Source organism: Streptomonospora halophila (assembly GCF_039542725.1).
In the GTDB taxonomy this organism is placed as follows: domain Bacteria; phylum Actinomycetota; class Actinomycetes; order Streptosporangiales; family Streptosporangiaceae; genus Streptomonospora; species Streptomonospora halophila.
This window is the reverse complement of record NZ_BAABIK010000034.1, coordinates 35865-53334: the sequence shown is the minus strand read 5'-3', so window position 1 is coordinate 53334 and position 17470 is coordinate 35865. Positions and strand designations below refer to the sequence as shown.

Below are 17470 nucleotides of genomic sequence, written 5' to 3'. Positions count from 1 at the left end.
CGACGGCGGCGCCGGCGCCGGCGCCGGCGCCGGCGCCGGCGCCGGCGGCTCGCCCAGCAGCGCGCGGGCCTCCTCGGCGGTCATGGCCACCCGCGAGGCCGTCATCGCGCGGATGATGCGGAAGGCGGTGGGCAGGTCGTAGCCGTTGTCCAGCATCCACTTCAGGTGGCGCGGGGTGGCGCGCCGCCACCGGCGCGCGTACTGCTCGCGCAGCATCGCGTAGGCGAGCTGGCGCTGCTGCTCCCGCTCCAGGGCGTCGGGGTAGGAGGTGATGCCCGACCCGAGCATGAGGCGGGCGACCTTGAGGGTCGAGAGGGGATGGGCGATCCAGCGCCCGGCGGGGATGCGGTCGGCGGCCTTGCCGTGGGCGAGCCCGGCCAGGTGGCGCACCCAGGCGGCCACGCCCTCGGCGATGAGGATGATGACCACCGGCGGCCCGGCGTGGCCCAGGTAGGAGGAGGTGGTCCCCTCGCCCTGCGAGACGTTGAGCACGATGGTGATCGCCGAGAGCCCGTAGGCCGACCAGCGGTTGAGCGGGTGGCGGCGGCCCTGCCACTCCATGACCAGGTCCATCGCCAGGAAGTAGACGATGACGGCGTCGATGCCCAGCGGGAACAGGAACCGCAGGTCGCCGTCGTTGATCGCGGTGAGCTGGGTGTCCTCCAGCCAGGTCGCCGACTCGTACAGCGCGGCGTAGCTCATCGTGAACGCGACGGTGATGAGCAGCAGTGCGGCGGTCGCGATGAGGGCGGTGGCCACGAGGTAGCCGGTGTGCAGGCCGGAGCTGGCGTCGGTGCGGGGGCCGCGCCGCGCGAGCAGGGCGCGCAGGCCGGAGATCGCGACGACCACCAGCACCAGCGCGGCCGCGGCGATCACCCACCACGGCACGTGGGATATCCACGCAGGCATCAGGTCTCAACTCCCGAATCAGGGCACACAGCACTGAACCCACGCGAGTCTGGCAGAGTCGAGTCTCGTTCACGTGACCGTGCGGCCACAGCGGGCCGTCCGCGCTGTGCGCGCGATGTGGTCGGGGCGGCCGATCCGGCGCCGTCCCCGGTGGTCTGCGGTGCGTGCGGCGGCGCTGCCTGCGAACCCGCCCGGAGCGCCGCGAGGGCGAGCGGAGGGCGCGCCGCGGAGGGGCCGGACGGGCCGCCGCCCGCTGCGTCGGGGCGCGTCCGCCCGGTTTCCGCGACAGCATAGCCAGCCCGCCCCGGCGGACCCGGCGGCGGGGCGGGTCCGCCGCACCTGTGCGGCCCGGACCCGGCGGTGAGCAGGACCGCCGCGAACCCGCCGTGCGCCGCCGCAGCGGTGGCGGCGCGTCCGAGCGGGGCGGGCGGGTCCCGCGGCAGGCGCGGGGCCGGGTCCGGACAGAATCCAGTCGTTAGGACGACTTCATCAGGGATGCTCGTCCTATTAGACTCGCTTACATGCTCAGTGTCGACCGCCTGCGCATCCTGCACGCGATCGCGGCTAACGGCTCCCTCAACGGCGCCGCCGAGGCCCTGCACGTCACGAGCTCGGCGGTCTCCCAGCAGCTGTCGAAGCTGGAGCGCGAGGTCGGCCAGTCGCTGGTGGAGCGCAACGGGCGCGGCGTGCGGCTCACCGAGGCCGCTCAGATCCTCGTCGAGCACACCGGCCGGATCCTCTCGCTGGTGCAGCAGGCCGAGGCGGCGGTGGAGTCCCACCGCGGCGAGATCAGCGGCGCGCTGGAGGTCTCCTCGTTCGCCTCGGGCGCCCGCGGACTGGTCACGCCGGCCCTGGGCATGCTGGGCCGGGAGCACCCGAAGCTGCGTGTGCATTTGAGCGAGCTCGAACCGGACGACAGCATCCCCGCGGTGGTGCGCGGCGACTCCGACCTCGCGCTGGCCGTCGACTGGGACGGCTCGCCCATCGCCCTCCCCAAGACCCTGGTCAAGACCCCGATCATGGTGGACACGGCCGACGTCGCACTGCCGGTGAACCACCCTCTGGCCCACCGCGACCTGCTGGAGCTGGACGAGGTCGTCGGCGAGCCGTGGATCAGCTGGGGCAAGGGCTCCATCTGCCACGACTGGCTGGACGGCATGCTGCGTGCCCGCGGCGCAGAGCCCACCATCGCCCACAGCGTCCAGGAGCACCAGACCAAGCTGGCCATGATCGCCTCCGGCCTGGGCACCGCGGTGATGCCGCGGCTCGGACTGGGCCCGGTGCCCGAAGGAGTGCGGCTGGTGCCCGTGCAGCCCGCGCTGGTCCGCCAGGTGTTCGCCTTCTGGCGCAAGGACGCCGCCCGGCGCCCCGCCATCACCGCCGCTGTGCGCACCCTGCGCGGGGTCGCCGCCGCCCACGGCTGAGGCCGCGGCCCCGTGGGACGCGCCCGCTGCGGCCGCCCGCGCCGCCCCGCCCGCGCACGCGCACGCCGGAGGTGCTGGAATGTCCGCCATGAGAACTCTGGCCAAGGCCGCCGCGTTCGCGGGACGCTGGTTCGGCCTGCTCATCCTCGCGAGCGCGCTGCTGGGCCTGCTCGTACCGGACCAGGCGGCCCGGCTCACCCCGTGGATCAGTGCGCTGCTCGGGATCATCATGTTCGGCATGGGCCTCACGCTGCGGCTCGCCGACTTCAAGGTCGTGCTCACCCGGCCGCGGGCGGTGGTCCTCGGCCTGGTCGCGCAGTTCACCGTGATGCCGGTGGTCGGCTGGGCACTGGCCGAGCTGCTGCAGCTGCCCCCGCTGCTGCTGGTCGGCATGGTACTCGTCGGCGCGGCGCCCGGGGGAACGGCCTCCAACGTCATCGTCTACCTGGCGCGCGGCGACGTCGCGCTGTCGGTGGCGATGACGTCGGTCTCCACCCTGCTCGCCCCCTTCGTGACTCCGCTGCTGGTGCTGTGGCTCGCCGGTTCGACGCTGCCCGTCGATGCGGGCGACCTGCTGGTCTCGATCCTGCAGGTGGTCCTCGTGCCCGTGGTGCTGGGCATCGTCGTGCGTGCGCTGTTCGCCCGGGCGGTGGGCAGGGTGCTGCCCGTGCTGCCGCTGGTCTCGGTTGCGGGGATCATGATCGTGGTGTTCGCGGTGGTGGGCGCCAACGCCCAGGCGCTGCTGTCCACCGGGGCTCTCGTCGTCCTCGCGGTGATCCTGCACAACCTGATCGGCCTGGCCCTGGGCTACGGGGCGGGCAAGGCGGTGCGGCTGCCCGAGTCGTCGCGGCGCGCCGCCTCGATCGAGGTCGGCATGCAGAACTCCGGCCTGTCCGCCGCGCTGGCCACGGCGCACTTCGAACCGCTGGCCGCCCTGCCGGCGGCGCTGTTCTCCGTGTGGCACAACATCTCCGGCGCCATGCTCGCCTCCTTCTGGGCGCGACGCGAAGCGGGCACCGGCGGATCCGCGCGAGCGGCCTCGGGCTCCAGCGGGGGATAGCCGCGTGCTGCGCGCGCGGCACCGCGCGCGCAGCACGCACGGTCCGCTCGGCCGCGCCGGCGCGCGCACGGGGTGAGTAGCATTCGCTGTTGTGCCGCCGGACGAGCCCGGCGGCGATCGCCCGGCCCGGGAGGCAGCAGCATGGTCCAGTCCCCGTCGGCTTCGCCCTACCTGTGGGCGCTGCGCGTCGCCGCCCTGGCGCAGATGGCGCTGATCGCGCTGGAGTTCGCCACGGCGGGGCAGTTGGTGATGGAGGAGATGTCCGCTCTCGGGCTGCACGCCGGCACGGCACTCGCGGTGCATGTCGCCGGGGGTGTGCAGCTTGCGGCAGCGGTACTGCTCGTTCGCCCGGGCGGCGGCCCCTCCTGGCCGGCGGTACTCAGCGCACTCGCCTTCGGCGCCGGGTTCGCCCAGGCCTATTTCGGCAGCCACATGATGCTGGGTCTGCACGTCCCCACGGCCCTGCTGCTGGTCGTCCTGGTGATGACCGTCGCGGTGGCCGCGTGGCTGCCTTCGCTGCGGTACGCCGGGAAGTGAGTTTCGGTCCGCGCATTCTCGTGTGCGGCGCCGTTCTCGTGAATTCCTGACCGATCGGTCGATAAAAGCGCGGCCGCGGTCGGACGAGCGTGTTTCCTGAGGGGCGGCGGGGAAGAGCGCCGGAGGACTCGCGTCCCGGAAGGCCGGACCGCCCGGCACGCCGCCGGAATGGCGGCCGCGTACGACCGCAGCCCCGCAGCCGACAGGCCGGGGCCGCGGGCTGCGCAGGAGCGGGCCGCGGTGCTCCACGCGGCGGGCGCGGGAGCGCGCGGGCGGCGCCGGCCACCCGCCGTTTTCGCGACTGCCTCTGAAAATGCACGTCGCATTCCGTCTCCAGATGTGTTCTAATATGCTTTCGCGGCCGAGTCGGCCCCTCGCCCGGTGCGGTTCGCCAGTGGAATCCGGATTCCTGAATCTGCCGAGCCGCCGCATTGTCCGCCGAATACGGGATTCGCCCCGAGCCCGTCGGAGCGACGGATGGGCCGGCCTTCCCGGGGTGTGTCTACGCAGCGTAACCGCCGAAGTGGCATCGCTTCAGCATGGAATCGATTGTGCACGCTGCGTGAGTCGGTTGCGGAGAACCCGCAACGGTGCTGCGGGGTATCCCGATGACTCCGGGCGCCCGCCGCCACAATGATTGAGAACGGCTGATCGCTTATCGACGAGAGGGCATCACCGTTGTGTCGGAACGGGCGCTAGACGTCGTGGCAGAAGAATTCCCACGATTCTCCGAATTCCATGGCTTCCATGTCGGGCCGCATCCGCTGCTCCGCGTCAACCTCACCGAGGCCGCGGACCTGTGGTCCCAGCGGGGCCGCGACGACAGCGGGCTCCTAGCGGAGCTCGACGGGCTCCATCGGGAGCAGGCCGCCGCGGCGCCCCTGCTGAGCGACCTGCTGTACGACATCGCCGGCAGGGTGGACCGCGCCCGGCGCCAGGCCGTGGTGCTTCCGCTGCGGCGGGCCATCCACAACGGTCGGATGCCCAAGGCCCCCGTCGACACCTCGGTGTTCGCCGAGGCCGCCGGCGGCGACGCGGTCCGGGAATGGCTGGACCGCCAGGAGCGGATCGAGAAGCTGCGCCGCGAACTGCACGCCGGCTACGAGGAGACGCTCGACGAGGAGCGCCGGCGGCTCGCCGCCGTGCTGCACGACGGCTACCTCGGCCGCTCGCTCGCCGTCTCCAGCCCGCTCCTGCCCGAGGTCGCCGACCGCTACCGCACGGGCGGATGGGCCCGGCCCGGCAAGAAGACGCGCAAGGCCGAGGCGAGCCTGCTGCGCTACGCCATGCGGGCGGCCGCCAAGACCAGCCCCTACAGCCAGTACACCGCCGTCGAGTTCCTCACCGCGGAGGCCGAGCCCGCCTCCGAGCTGCGGATCGCCTCGGCCGTGCAGACCAACCAGGCGTTCCTGCGGCGCGTCGAGGCCGGCATCGCGCGGCTGCCCTCCGCCCGCGACCGGCTGACGCTGCACCCCTCGGCCGGCCTGCGGCACGTCGACGGCCAGCTCGTGGCCGTCGGCGACCGCGACCAGCTCGGCGAGGAGGCCGCCGCCGTCGCCGAGCGCTACGGCGAGGCCCAGGTCACCACCCCCGCCAAGCCCGCCGTCATGGCGCTGCTGAGTTGGCTGGAGAAGCGCCCGGACGCGAGCGCCACGTTCGCCGAGCTGGCCGCGGTCATCGAGCAGGCGGTCCCCGGCGCCGACGCCGCCGCCGCGGCGTCGTTCATCGAGCGCCTGCGCGGCGGCGGCGTGCTCGCCGCGGCGCCGCTGGTGGACGAGCACGCGCCGGACCCGCTGGAGCGGCTGTGCTCCTGGCTGGCCGGATGCGACCGAGACGCCCCCGGCGGCGGGACGGCCGCGGACGTGGGCGACCACCTCGACCGGATCGTCCGCGCCCAGCGCGACTTCGCCACAGCCGAACCCGATCGGCGCGTCGCCCTGCTGCGCTCCTCCCGCGCCGACAGCGAGGCCGCGCTCGGCCTCCTCGGCGACGACGTGGCCCGGCGCGCCGCGCCCGAACCGCTCTGGTTCGAGGACTGCCGGCTGGCCGACCCCGTCACCGCGGGCACCGCGGACTTCTCCGCGGTCCTGCGGGAATGCCGCGACCTCATGGGCATCCTGGAGATCTTCGACGAGCAGCACGTCTTCAGCCGGGTACTCAGCAAGCGCTTCACCGCCCAGTACGGAACCGGCGGCGAGTGCCCCGACCTGGACGCCCTGGGCGAGCTGTACCTGCCCGCCTACGGCGACGCGCTGCAGATCACCGAGGGTTTCGAGCACGAGCTGATCGAGACCGACCCCGTCATCGGCGAGCTGGTGGCCCTGCGCCGCTCCGTGCTCACCCCGCTGGTCGCCGACCTGCGCGCGGCCTCCTCCGCCGGCACCGCCGCGCCCGTGGAGATCGCGCCGGAGGTGCTGGAGCGGGTGCGGCGCGAGGTCCCCGCGTGGGTGCGCGACTACTCCTCCTCCTACAGCGTCTTCCTGCAGCCCCTGGGCGGGCGCCCGGCCACCGGCGCGGTGCTGAACAAGATCTACAACGGCTGGGGCAACTACCTCTCCCGCTTCCTCACCCACGCCCCCGCCGAGATCGCCGACGCGGTGCGGGCCACCCTCCGCGCGCACTACCCCGACACCGACACGGTGGCCGAGCTGCGCCCCGTCCAGGGGTTCAACGCCAACGTGCACCCGCTGCTCGCCGAAACCGAGCTCGACTTCGACCGCCGCGGCGGCGGCGACCGCATCCCCCTGGAGCGGCTGAGCATCCGCCACGACCCCCGCAGCGACCGCGTCCAGCTCTGGGACACCGCCACGGGCCGCCGCGTCCACCCGCTGTACCTCGGCTTCCTCATCCCCTACTACCTGCCGTCGCGGCTGGTTCCCCTCACCGCCATCGCCGGAAGCGGGTCAGTGATGTTCGAACCCCAGGTCAGCGCCGACCGCGCCGCGGCCGCCGACCGCGGCGGCGTCCGCCACTACCCCCGCGTCGCCTTCGGCGGCCTGACGCTGGCGCGCGCCCGCTGGCACGTGCCCGCCGAGTCGATCCCCCGATCGAGGCCCGACGAGGGGGCCGCCGACTACTTCGTGCGGCTGAACGAGTGGCGCGCCGCGGCGGGCCTGCCCGACGAGGTCTTCCTGCACCCGCCCGCGCCCGAGCTCGACCCGGGCAAGGTCAACGACTACTTCAACTCCTACCTGGGCAACCGCAAGCCCCAGTACGTGGCCCTGCTCAGCCGCCTGCACGTGCGCCACCTGGAGCGGCTCCTCGTGGAGCAGCCCGGCGCCGAGATCGTGTTCGAGGAGGCGCTGCCCGCCCCCTCCCAGGCGCTCCCGATCGCCCAAGGCCGCCACACCGCCGAACTCGTCGCCGAGTTCTACCGCCCCGCCCGTCCCCCTCGGAAGGACGCCCACTGATGCCGCTGACCCGCGCCAGCCTGGCGATCGCCTACCACGCACCCGCCAAACGCGGTTTCGTGCGCGCGGTGCTGCTCCCGGCCGCGCGCCGCGTCCGCGCGGAGGAGGGGGTCAGCCACGTGCACCTGGCCCGGCACTGGCGCTTCGGCCCGCACATCCAGCTCGTCGCGACCGGCCCGGACCACGCGCGGCTGGTGGAGGCGCTGAACACCGAGCGGCCGCGTCTTGAGGCGGGCATCGCCGAGCACCCCTCCACCTACCGGCTGGACCACGAGCACTACCTGGCGCTGTCGGCGCACCTGGGCGAGACCGAGCTGGTGCCCCCGCCCTACGAGCCGATCTGGCCCGACAACAGCGTCCAGCTGTTCGACGAGCCGCTCGCGCCCGGGCTGATCGAGCACCCCGACGCGCTCGACCTGCGCGACGCGTTCTGCGAGGCCCTGCTGGAGCCGCTCGCGAGCGTGCTGGAGCGCGAGGCGGAGGACCCCGCCCAGCGGCTGGCGGGCGCCAGCGAGCTGATGGTGCTGCTGGCCGCCACCTACCCCGACGCCGGGCTCTCCCACGGCTACCTCTCCTACAAGTCGCACCTCGACGACTACATGCAGGACTACGACCGCGACGGCTCCACCCGCGCCGACTTCGCCGGCCGCTACGAGCGGGTCGCCCCCGCCTTCGAGAACCTGGTTGCCGACCTCGTCGCGGCGCCGACCCGGCCCTGCGCCTACAGCGGCGGCGATCCGGCGCTGGCCGCCTGGTCGAAGCGGCTGTCGCAGCTGTGGGAGAGGGCACTGGAGCTGGCCGCGACCAAGGCCGTCGACCCGCTGCTGCACGAGGGCTACACCCGGCGCGCCACCGAGATGAACGACCACCTGCGGCGCAAGTGGGAGGTGGGCGACGACCGCGAGTACAGCGAGTTCCACGCCGCCCTGCGCCGCTACACCTACGACGACCCCGCGGCAGGACGCGACTTCGCCTCCTACCGCTTCATGGTCAACCTGCTCTACACCCAGTTGCTGGTCGTCGACGTCTCGCCGGCCGAGCGGCTGTTCCTCTGCCACGCCGTGAGCGAGGCGGTGCAGTCCACCACCGGAGTCTCCTGGCGCGACGTGCTCAAGCCCGGCGAGGGCGGCGCCGGGCAGGACGCCTCCGCCGCGGCCGAGGCGGTGGCCGAATGAGCGCCGGCGGCACCGCCACCACCCGGCTGCGCCCGGCCGTGCACGTCGCGCCGGTCGGCGGCGGCCTGCTGTTCGTGGGCTGGCAGAAGAGCCTGGTCGTCCAGGGATCGGAGTCGCTGGGCGTGCTGTGGGAGGCGCTGTTCCCGCACCTGCACCGCGGCGTGGAGGTGGAGAGCCTGATCGCCGCGCTGCCGCAGAACGCCCGGCCGACCGCGCGCAAGCTGCTCGACGAATTGGAGGGCAACGGCTTCCTGCTCGACGAGGGCGCCGACGCCCCCGAGGAACGTGGCGTGCCGGAGCACCCCCACCACCGGCGCACCCTGGAGTTCCTCGGCTCGGCGGCCGCCGACCCCGTCGCGGCGCTGGCCCGGCTGCGCAGCGCGTCCGTGTGCGTGTCCGGCGGCGGACCGGTCGCGCTGGCCGCCGCCCGCGAGCTGGTGCGGCTGGGGGCGGGCCGAGTCCTCCTCGCCGGAGAGCGGGCCGACGCCGAGCTGACCGCGGCGGCCGAGGAGTACGGAACCGAGATCGCCTACGGCACCGGCGAGGAGGCGGCGGTCCGCATCCGCGTCGGCGTCCCCGGGGCCGGTGCGGACGACGCCTGGTCGGGGGTGCCCGAGGCGGGCGTGGCCGAGCTGGGCTCGTGCGCCGCCGTCAGTCCGCTGCGCACCGGCGCCGACGAGCCCGGCCTGGGCGTCCTGCTGCGCAGGCTCGCCGGGCACGGCACCCCGACCGCTCCCGCCCCGCTGCCGGAGGTCGCCGCGCGGCTGGCCGGCGGGCTCGCCGCCCTGCAGGCCTTCTACCACCTCACCGGGGTCTCCACCGAGTACGACGGCATGGCCTATGTGGTCGGCGCCGAACGGCTCCAGGTCACCACCCACCCGCTATGGCCCTCCGGCGGCCGCCGCGCCGAACCGCTCGCGAGCACCCCGCCGGTCGCGGCCGAGCCCGAGCGCCTGAACGACCTGTGCGACGAACGCACCGGAGTCTGCGCCCCCGCCCTGCCCGGCGACCTGGAGCAGACCCCCTTCGCGCTGGCCGAGGCGGCCGGCTCCGGCGCGGCGCCGCCCGCGCTCGGCTGGGCCCACACGGGCTCGGCGGCCCGCTACCGCGCCGTCCTGGAGTCCGCGCGCCACCTCGCCGGATCGGCGCCCGCCCTCCTGTGGGCGGTGGAGGCCGCCGACGCCGCGGCCCCGGCGCGCCCTGCGGCGCACGCCGTCAGCGCGGCCGGCGCCGACACCGCGGGCATGCTCGTGCACGGGCTCCAGCGCCTTCTGGCCCGGTTCGCCGCCGACACCGAGCAGCGCGGCGCCCGCCTGGTCGAGGACCGGCCGGCCGGCCCCGTCGAACGCGGATCCTCACCGGAGACCGACGCCGCGCTGGACCGGGCGGTCGTCCTCGGGCACACCGGGTTCACCGCCTGCGTCCTGCGGCCCGCCGGCGCACCCGGGCTGCTCGCTCTGGCCGAGGTCGCCGACACGGCGACCGGCCGCGTCCTCGCCTACGCCGCTCGCCCCGACAGCGGTGCCGCCGTCGCCGCGGCGCTCGACCACGCAGTGGCCGTGCTCCAGGCCGGCGGCGTGCGCGAGGCCGTGGGCCAGGAGGCCGAGACTCCGCCTTCCGGCGGCGGGGCGCCGCCCTCACCCCCGTTCGACGCCGAACCGGTGCTCGCCGCACTGTGCCTTCCCGGCGAGGCGCCGCTCGCCGGCCGGTGGCGCGGCGAGCCCGCGCTGGACGCGCTCGGCGCCATCGGCTGGCTGGCCATCGCGCCCGCCCACGACGACGAGGGGGTCCGCGATGACCGCTGAGCCCACCACCGCGCCCCCGACCGTCCGGCTGCTGGGCGAGGGCCTGCTCTACGACACGCTCTGCGCCCGGCTGGGCGGCCCCGCCGGCGGCGACGGCCCCGGCGGCCCGCTGGACGTGCCCGCCGAGCCCGGCGAGGTCGTGGTGCTGGGCCGCGAGGGCTGGGAGCCCGAGCGCGACCTGGCGGAGCAGACCGCCGTGCGCTCGCGCGGCGCCCTGCTGCTGCCCGTGCGGGTGATCGGCGACCTGGGCGTCGTGGGGCCGTGGGTGCGCCCGGGCACGCGCGGCTGCCAGGTCTGCGCCGAACGCCGCCGCCGGCTGTGGCGCAAGCAGGACTTCACCCGCGAACCCCTGGAGGGGGCGCTACCGGCGCTGCCGCTGACCGCGTCGCACCTGGACCACCTCGCCTCCCTGGCCTCCCACGCGCTGAGCACCGGCCTGCTCGGCGAGCACGAGCTGTACGCGGCCCGCGGCGACCTGGCGGGGCAGGTGCACCGCGCCAACCCGCTGCCGGGCTGCCCCGGCTGCTGCGACCTGCCCGACGACTCCGCCGAGGCCGCCCGCCTGGAGCTGCGCAGCCGCCCCCAGTCCGACCCGGAGGCCTTCCGCACCCGCCCCGACGGCCTGCCCGGCAGCGCGCTGCGCGCGAGGCTGCACGACTGGCGCTACGGCCCGGTCGGCCACGTCTTCCGCGCCGACAACTCCGCCGGGGCCCTGGTCAGCGCGGAGCTCGCGCTCACCGGCGGCGAGTCGGGCGAGGGCGGATACGGCCGCGCCGCCACCTACCCCGCCGCCGAGTCGGTCGCCCTCTACGAGGCCGCCGAGCGCCTCGCCTCGGCCACCCCGCACGGCAAGCGCACCGTCGTGCACGGCAGCCAGAACGCGCTCCCCGACGCCGTGGACCTGCGCGAGCTGGGGCTGCACGACCCCGCCTACTACGACCACCCGCTCTTCCGGTTCCAGCCCTACGACCCCGACGCCGCCACCGAGTGGGTGTGGGGCTGGCGGACGGGCGCCCAGCACCCCGTGCTGGTGCCCGAGCACGTCGCCTACTGGCACGTCGACCGGTGGCGGCGCACCTCCCGCGGCGCCCGGTTCCTCTACGAGAGCTCCAACGGCGCCGCGATCGGGAGCAACATCGAGGAGGCGGTCCTCTACGGGCTGCTGGAGGTCGTCGAGCGCGACTCCTTCCTGCTGTGCTGGTACACCCGCCGCCCCGCCCGCCGGCTGGAGGCCGACGACGAGGTGCCGCAGCTGCGCGGCATGCGGGCGACCCTGCGCAGCCTCGGCTACCGCCTGCACCTGTTCGACATCGCCAGCGAGATCGGCGTCCCCGCGGTGCTGAGCGTCGTGGTGCGCGACGACGACGCCGGCCCCGTGGCCTTCTTCGCCGCCGGCGCGCACTGCGACCCGCGCCGTGCGGCCGCGGCGGCCGCCAGCGAGGCCGTGACCAACGCGGTCGTGCGCGTGCGCACCCCCGCCGAGGAGCGCGCCGAGTTCGAGGACGACGCCCGCGCCCTGCTGGAGGACCCCACCCGCACCCAGACACTGCGCGAGCACACCGTGCTCTACAACCTGCCCGAGACGCGCCCGTGGTGGTCGTTCCTGGACACCGGGGCGCCCGGCGTCACACTGGCCGAGGCTTACGGCGACTGGCGCACCCGATGGCAGCGCGACGACCTCACCGACGTGCTGCGCGAGGTGCTGCGGGCCTGCGGAGCCGCCGGGCTGGACCCGATCGTCGTCGACCAGACCGACCGGTGCACCCCGCGGGCCCCCGCCACGGTCAAGGTCGTCGTCCCCCAGACGCTGCCGATGACCTTCGGGCACGTGCACCGCCGCACCGAGGGCCTGCGCCGGCTCACCGACGCCCCCGTCGCGCTGGGCTACCGCACGCCCGAGGACCCCGCCCCCGACCTCGCGGCGCTCCCGCCGCACCCGTTTCCCTGAGGAGGCCGGCCATGACCGCACCGACCGGCCACCCCGCACCGGCCCCCGGCACCGACCGCGGCTGGGACGACGATCGGCTGCTCGCCTTCGCCGAGCTGCAGGCCCGCCCCATGCGGCTGGGCATCGACACCGACGGCGACGACCGCGCCCCCGTGCCGGTGCGCCCGCCCGCAGGCGCTGACGCGGACGTCGCGCTGCCCGGCGGGCTGCACCGGGACATCGGCGAGGCCGCCTACCCCCGCGGCCGCGCCGCGGACGGCCTGCCGGCCCACCGCCGCGTGTTCGGGGTGCTGGCCGCGAGCGGGGTGCAGCGCTTCGAGGTGCGCAGTGCCGTCAACCCGCACCGCGGCTACCCGGCCGCGCACTGCTTCTTCGCCGCGCAGACCTTCCTGCTCAGCGGCGGGGCCGCCTGGCACTTCGACACTGCCGGGCACCGGCTGCGCGCGGTCGGCGGCGCCGCCGACCCCGCCCAGGCGCCGACGCCCGAGGCGATCGACGCCGCCGGCGGAGCCGTGCTGGCCGTGCTGTGCCACCCCCGCAGCATCCCCTCCCGCTACCGCGAGCTGCGCTGGGCGCTGGCGCTGTGCGAAGCCGGACACCTCGCCGAGCTGCTGGTGCAACTGGCCCGCGCTTACGGGCTCCCGGTGCGGGTGTGCCGGGATTTCCCCGACCGCGCGGTGATCGCGGCGATCGGCGGCGGCGCGGAGTGGATGCCCGCCTGCCTGGTCGAGCTCGGCGCCGCGCGTGCCGCCGACGCGCTGCCGGTCGCCGAGGCCGCCGAACCGGCCGCAGAGCCCGCGCCCGGGGATCCCGTGCTCGCCGTGGACCGCCGCGCCTGGAGCGGCGCTCCGCCGTCCCCGGCCGACCGCACGCGGCCCGAGCCGCGGGCCGGCGCTGGCACCGGGCGGAGCTGGTCCCGGGTCGTCTTCGAGCGCTCCTCCGGGCACGGCAACAAGGGCTTCACCGCCAGCCCCGTCCCGCTGGCGGAAGCCGCGCTCGACGACGCGGCCGCGGCGCTGGCCGACGCCCTGGGCGGCCAGCGCGGACTCGGCGCGGGCGGGATACGCACGCTGCTGCTGGCCGACCGCGTCGCCGGCCGCGCGCGCGGCCTCTACGAGATCGACCGCACCGGCCGGACGCACCCGCTGGAAGCGGAGCCCGCCCCCGGGCTGGGCGCCGTTCAGCGCGCCTTCAGCTACCCGCTGACGCAGATGTCGGTCACCAGCTGCGCGGCCGCCCTCGTGTTCACCATGGACCAGCGCGCCCAGCTGGCCTCCGGCGGTGCGCGCCGCCTGCGCACCGCGCAACTGGACCTGGGTGCCGCCGCGCAGGCCGCCGGGCTCGCGCTCAGCGCGCACGGCGCGTTCCTGCGGCCCGCGCGCAGCTTCGACCCCGACCTGCTCGCCGCCGACCTGCGGCTGCCAGACGACCAGCTGCCCGGCTACATCGCCCTGGTGGGCGTCAGCCGGTTCACCGACCTGCTCTTGGACGTGCGCCCATGACCGCAGACCAGCACCCCGCCGCGCAGGCGGAGTCCCGGCCGGACGCCGCGGCCTCCGCGCCCCCCGAGTCCGCTTCCTCCGCCGACACGCCGCGCAAGTGGCGCGCCGTCCACGCCTACTGCCACCGCGGCAGGTCGGGCACCGACGCGCTGCTGGTCGAGGCGGTGGGTCCCGCAGTGCGCGACCTGCGTCGCCGCGGGCTCGTCCGCAACTGGTTCTTCATCCGCTACTGGCACGGCGGGCCGCACGTGCGGGTGCGCCTGGGCGGGCCCGACGGCGCCGCCCTCGACCAGGCGGCGGCCGAGCTGCGCGAGCGCCTGGCCGCCCACCTCGCCGGCGGCGGCCCCACCGAGGACCTGGACCCGGAGTCGTTCTACGCGGCCTTCGCGCTCGGGCCCGAGGAGATCGCCGAGATGGGCTGGCACGCCGACGGCACCGTCGTCGAGGCCGTCTACGAGCCCGAGACCGAACGCTACGGCGGGGACGAGGCCATCGGGCTCGCCGAGGACCTGTTCGAGGTCTCCAGCTCCCTGGCACTGGCCGTCATCGCCAACACCCCCGCAGAGCAGGCGCGCATCGGCGTCGCCCTGGACCTGCTGCTGGCCTTCTGCCGGGGGCTGTTCGAGCGCACCGCCGACACCGTGCGCTGGCTGCGCGAGTACGCGGTGATGTGGCGCTACCTGGACTCGGTGGTGGCGCGCCGCTCGGCGGGCATGCGCGCCGCCGCCGAGGCCACCTTCCTCGCCGAGTCGGAACGGCTCGTCGCCCGGCGCGACCAGGGACAGGGCCAGGGCGGGGGCGCGGCCGCGGTCGCGCAGTGGTCCACCGCGGTCGCCCGCACGGCCGACTGGCTGCGCCGCCGCGAGGAGCGCCTGACGGGCTCGGCCGACGCGGTCATGGTCTCCCAGCTGCACATGCTCGCCAACCGCCTCGGGCTGAACGCCTCCGACGAGGTCTACCTGGCGTGGCTGGCGTCCCTGACGGTCGCCGCGCCCGGCGAGCGGCCCGACTACTTCGCCGATGGCGCCGACGCGCCCGACCGCGCCTACCACGAGCAGGCCAAGTTCCGCCCCGCCGTGTTCGACGCGCAGCGCCCCTCGCCCGGCGCCCCGCTGGAGCGGCGGCTGGACTTCGCCAGCGGCGACCCGGTGGCGCTTCCCCTTCCCGAGCAGGACGAGCTGGCCCGTCCGCTGCACGAGGTGATCAGCGCCCGCCGCAGCCGCCGCGCCGGCCTGTCGGGACGGCTCGGCCGGGCCGACCTCGGAGCGCTGCTGGGCTACGGCGCCGGCTACGTCGGCAGCGAGCCCGCCGAGGTCGACGGCCGGCACCTGGAGCGGGGTGTGCGCGCCCACCCCAGCGCGGGGATGTCCTACCCGGTCGTGGTGCGCGCCGCCGTCTACGACGTCAACGGGCTGCGCCCCGCCGTCTACGAGTACCTGCCCCAGCAGCACAGCCTGCAGCAGGTCGGCCAGCTCTCCCCGCAGGAGGCGCTGATCGACAGCTCGCCGTTCTTCCTCGGCGACGACCCGCGCATCGACGTGGCCGACGCGCCCGCCGTGCTGTTCCTGGCCGCCGACATCACCGCCATGCGCCACCGCTACGGCCTGCGCGCCCACCGCTTCGCGATGCTCGAAATCGGCCATGTCGCGCAGAACACGGTGCTGGTGGCGACCGCGCTGGGCCTGCCCGCCGCCCTGGTCGGCGGGTTCTTCGACGACGCCGCCTGCGAGCTGGTGCAGTTCGACGGCTACGACGAGCTTCTGGGCTACATGGTCCCCCTCGGAGCCCGCCCCGACCGAGCGACGCAGCACAACCACACGGAAGGTGCCATGCAATGATCCCGCAGACAGAGCAGGAACCGCGGGCGGCCGCGGAGCCGGACGGCGGCGACGCCATCACCGTCGCCGGGGTCTCCAAGTCCTTCGGCCCGGTGCGCGCGCTGCGCGACGTGGACTTCTCGGTGCGCCGCGGCGAGATCTTCGGCCTGCTCGGCCCCAACGGCGCCGGCAAGACCACGCTGGTGGAGATCCTGGAGGGCCACGGCGTACCCGACCGGGGATCGGTACGCGTGCTGGGCCTGGACCCCCGCAAAGCCGGCGCGCGGCTGCGCGACCGCCTGGGCATCGTGCCGCAGCAGGCCAGCTTCGAGCTGTATCTGACCGTGCGCGAGCACCTGCTGGCCTTCGGCGGCTACTACCGCTCCAGCCTCCCGGTGGACGAGCTGATCGACCTGGTCGGGCTCGGCGAGAAGCGCCGCTCGCTGGTGGGGCGGCTCTCGGGCGGCCAGCAGCGGCGGCTGGACCTGGCGCTGGCGCTGGTGGGCGACCCCGACGTCATCTTCCTGGACGAGCCCACCACCGGGTTCGACGTCGAGGCCCGCGACCGGGCGTGGCGGGTCGTGGAGGCGCTGCGCGCCGCCGGCAAGACGATCGTGCTGACCACGCACAACATGGACGAGGCGCAGAAGCTCGTCGACCGGGTCGCGGTCCTCTACGACGGCTCGCCGGCGGCCATCGGCACCCCCGCTGAGCTGCTCGCCGACCAGGGCAGCCGGATCGGGTTCCGGGCCGGCGCCATCACACCCGCGGACCTGCCGGAAAGGCTGGCCGGGCTCGCGCGCGCCGAGGACGGCCGGATCGTGCTGGTGGCCCAGGACGCCGCCGAGGCGCTGCACGAGCTCACCGGCTGGGCGCGCGCGAACGACCACACGCTGCCCGACCTGGAGGTCAGCCGCCCCGACATCGAGGACCTCTACCTCTCCATCGTCGGCGCGCAGACCACCCGCCGCGATACCGCCCTCACCGCCCCGACCGGCGCACACACCACGGAGTAGGACCATGACCGCTGCCTCACTCGAACCGCGGCCGACGGTGCCCGCCGGGGTGCCCAACCCCAGCCGCAACTGGCCGGCGCTGCTGCTGCACGACATGCGCTATGGGATCACCAGCGCCGTCCGCACCCCGTTCCCGCTGGCGACGGCGCTGTTCCTGCCCCTGTTCTTCAACGTCATGTTCAACCTGCTGCAGGACGGCCAGACCGTCGGCGGCATACCGAACGTCAGCGCGACCACGGCCACCATCGTGGTGTTCGTCGTGACCACGTCGGGCTACTTCAACATGGCCATCGGCGTGACCGTGGCGCGCGAGAAGGGCGTGCTCAAACGGGTCCGACAGACGCCGATGCCCAAGACGCTGCACCTGATGAGCCGCATCGGCGTCTCCACGGTGATGGCCGCGGGATCGGTCCTGCTGATGGTCGCGATCTCGATGGCGGCGTTCGGCCTGGAGATCCGCCCGCTGGCGGTGCCCGGCCTCGTCCTGGGCTTCTTCGTCTGCTGCTTCACCTCGGCGGTGCTGGGCATGGGGCTGAGCCGCTTCATCCCCACCCTTGAGGGCGGCGTGGTGATCGGCACCGCGACACTCTTCCCGCTGCTGTTCCTCTCGGGCGTCTTCTTCCCGCTGGCCCTGCCCGAGCCGCTGCAGACCGTCGTCGACCTGCTGCCGTTCGCGCCGATGGCCACCCTGGTGCGGACCTCGTTCGACCCCGGCGCCACCGGCCTCGCGCTGGACCTGCCCGCGCTGGCCGTGGTCGCGGCCTGGGGCGCGGTGGGCCTGCTGGCGACCCTGAAGCTGCTGCGCTGGGAGCCGCGCCGCTGAGCCCGCCCGGTCCGCCGATCCCGAGGAGTCCCGGCGCGGCCCCC

The 17470-nt window shown here is 75.1% G+C and carries 12 protein-coding genes; 11 read left to right on the top strand and 1 reads right to left on the bottom strand.

Translation table 11 applies throughout. The features are described from left to right. A partial coding sequence (locus ABEA15_RS22405; RefSeq protein ID WP_345558822.1) for a DUF2637 domain-containing protein occupies positions 1–909 on the bottom strand: 909 nt, incomplete at its 3' end. 521 nt (positions 910–1430) lie between these two features. Here ABEA15_RS22405 and ABEA15_RS22400 point away from each other — a divergent pair. From ABEA15_RS22400 to ABEA15_RS22350, 11 genes are all read left to right on the top strand, one after another. After that, positions 1431–2333 (top strand): LysR family transcriptional regulator, encoded by a 903-nt coding sequence (locus ABEA15_RS22400; protein WP_344141367.1) that lies wholly within the window; start codon positions 1431–1433, stop codon positions 2331–2333. Positions 2334–2421: 88 nt separating this feature from the next. After that, positions 2422–3393 (top strand): bile acid:sodium symporter family protein, encoded by a 972-nt coding sequence (locus ABEA15_RS22395; protein ID WP_344141497.1) that lies wholly within the window; start codon positions 2422–2424, stop codon positions 3391–3393. Between the two features lie 141 nt (positions 3394–3534). Further along, entirely contained in the window at positions 3535–3930 is a 396-nt protein-coding gene (locus ABEA15_RS22390; RefSeq protein WP_344141366.1) for a hypothetical protein, read from the top strand. A gap of 704 nt (positions 3931–4634) precedes the next feature. Next, the gene (locus ABEA15_RS22385) at positions 4635–7340 is read left to right on the top strand and encodes a lantibiotic dehydratase (RefSeq protein WP_345558819.1); all 2706 of its coding nucleotides are present in this window, start codon (positions 4635–4637) and stop codon (positions 7338–7340) included. Further along, positions 7340–8515, top strand: coding sequence for a hypothetical protein (locus ABEA15_RS22380; protein ID WP_344141362.1), 1176 nt, complete (start codon positions 7340–7342; stop codon positions 8513–8515). Before ABEA15_RS22385 ends, ABEA15_RS22380 begins: the two co-directional genes overlap by 1 nt. Continuing rightward, a complete protein-coding gene (locus ABEA15_RS22375) occupies positions 8512–10320 on the top strand; it encodes a hypothetical protein (protein WP_345558817.1) in 1809 nt (602 codons plus the stop codon). The genes ABEA15_RS22380 and ABEA15_RS22375 overlap by 4 nt, the downstream gene beginning before the upstream one ends. Next, a complete protein-coding gene (locus ABEA15_RS22370) occupies positions 10310–12268 on the top strand; it encodes a TOMM precursor leader peptide-binding protein (protein ID WP_345558815.1) in 1959 nt (652 codons plus the stop codon). The genes ABEA15_RS22375 and ABEA15_RS22370 overlap by 11 nt, the downstream gene beginning before the upstream one ends. 11 nt (positions 12269–12279) lie before the next feature. Then, positions 12280–13770, top strand: a complete 1491-nt coding sequence (locus ABEA15_RS22365) for a hypothetical protein (RefSeq protein WP_345558813.1) — start codon at positions 12280–12282, stop codon at positions 13768–13770. Then, complete coding sequence (locus ABEA15_RS22360) at positions 13767–15608, top strand: thiopeptide-type bacteriocin biosynthesis protein (protein WP_345558811.1); 1842 nt, start codon at positions 13767–13769, stop codon at positions 15606–15608. The genes ABEA15_RS22365 and ABEA15_RS22360 overlap by 4 nt, the downstream gene beginning before the upstream one ends. After that, on the top strand, positions 15605–16603 hold the full coding sequence (locus tag ABEA15_RS22355; protein WP_344141354.1) for an ABC transporter ATP-binding protein: 999 nt from the start codon (positions 15605–15607) through the stop codon (positions 16601–16603). Before ABEA15_RS22360 ends, ABEA15_RS22355 begins: the two co-directional genes overlap by 4 nt. Positions 16604–16607: 4 nt before the next feature. Next, entirely contained in the window at positions 16608–17426 is an 819-nt protein-coding gene (locus tag ABEA15_RS22350; RefSeq protein WP_344141353.1) for an ABC transporter permease, read from the top strand. Positions 17427–17470 lie beyond the last annotated feature (44 nt).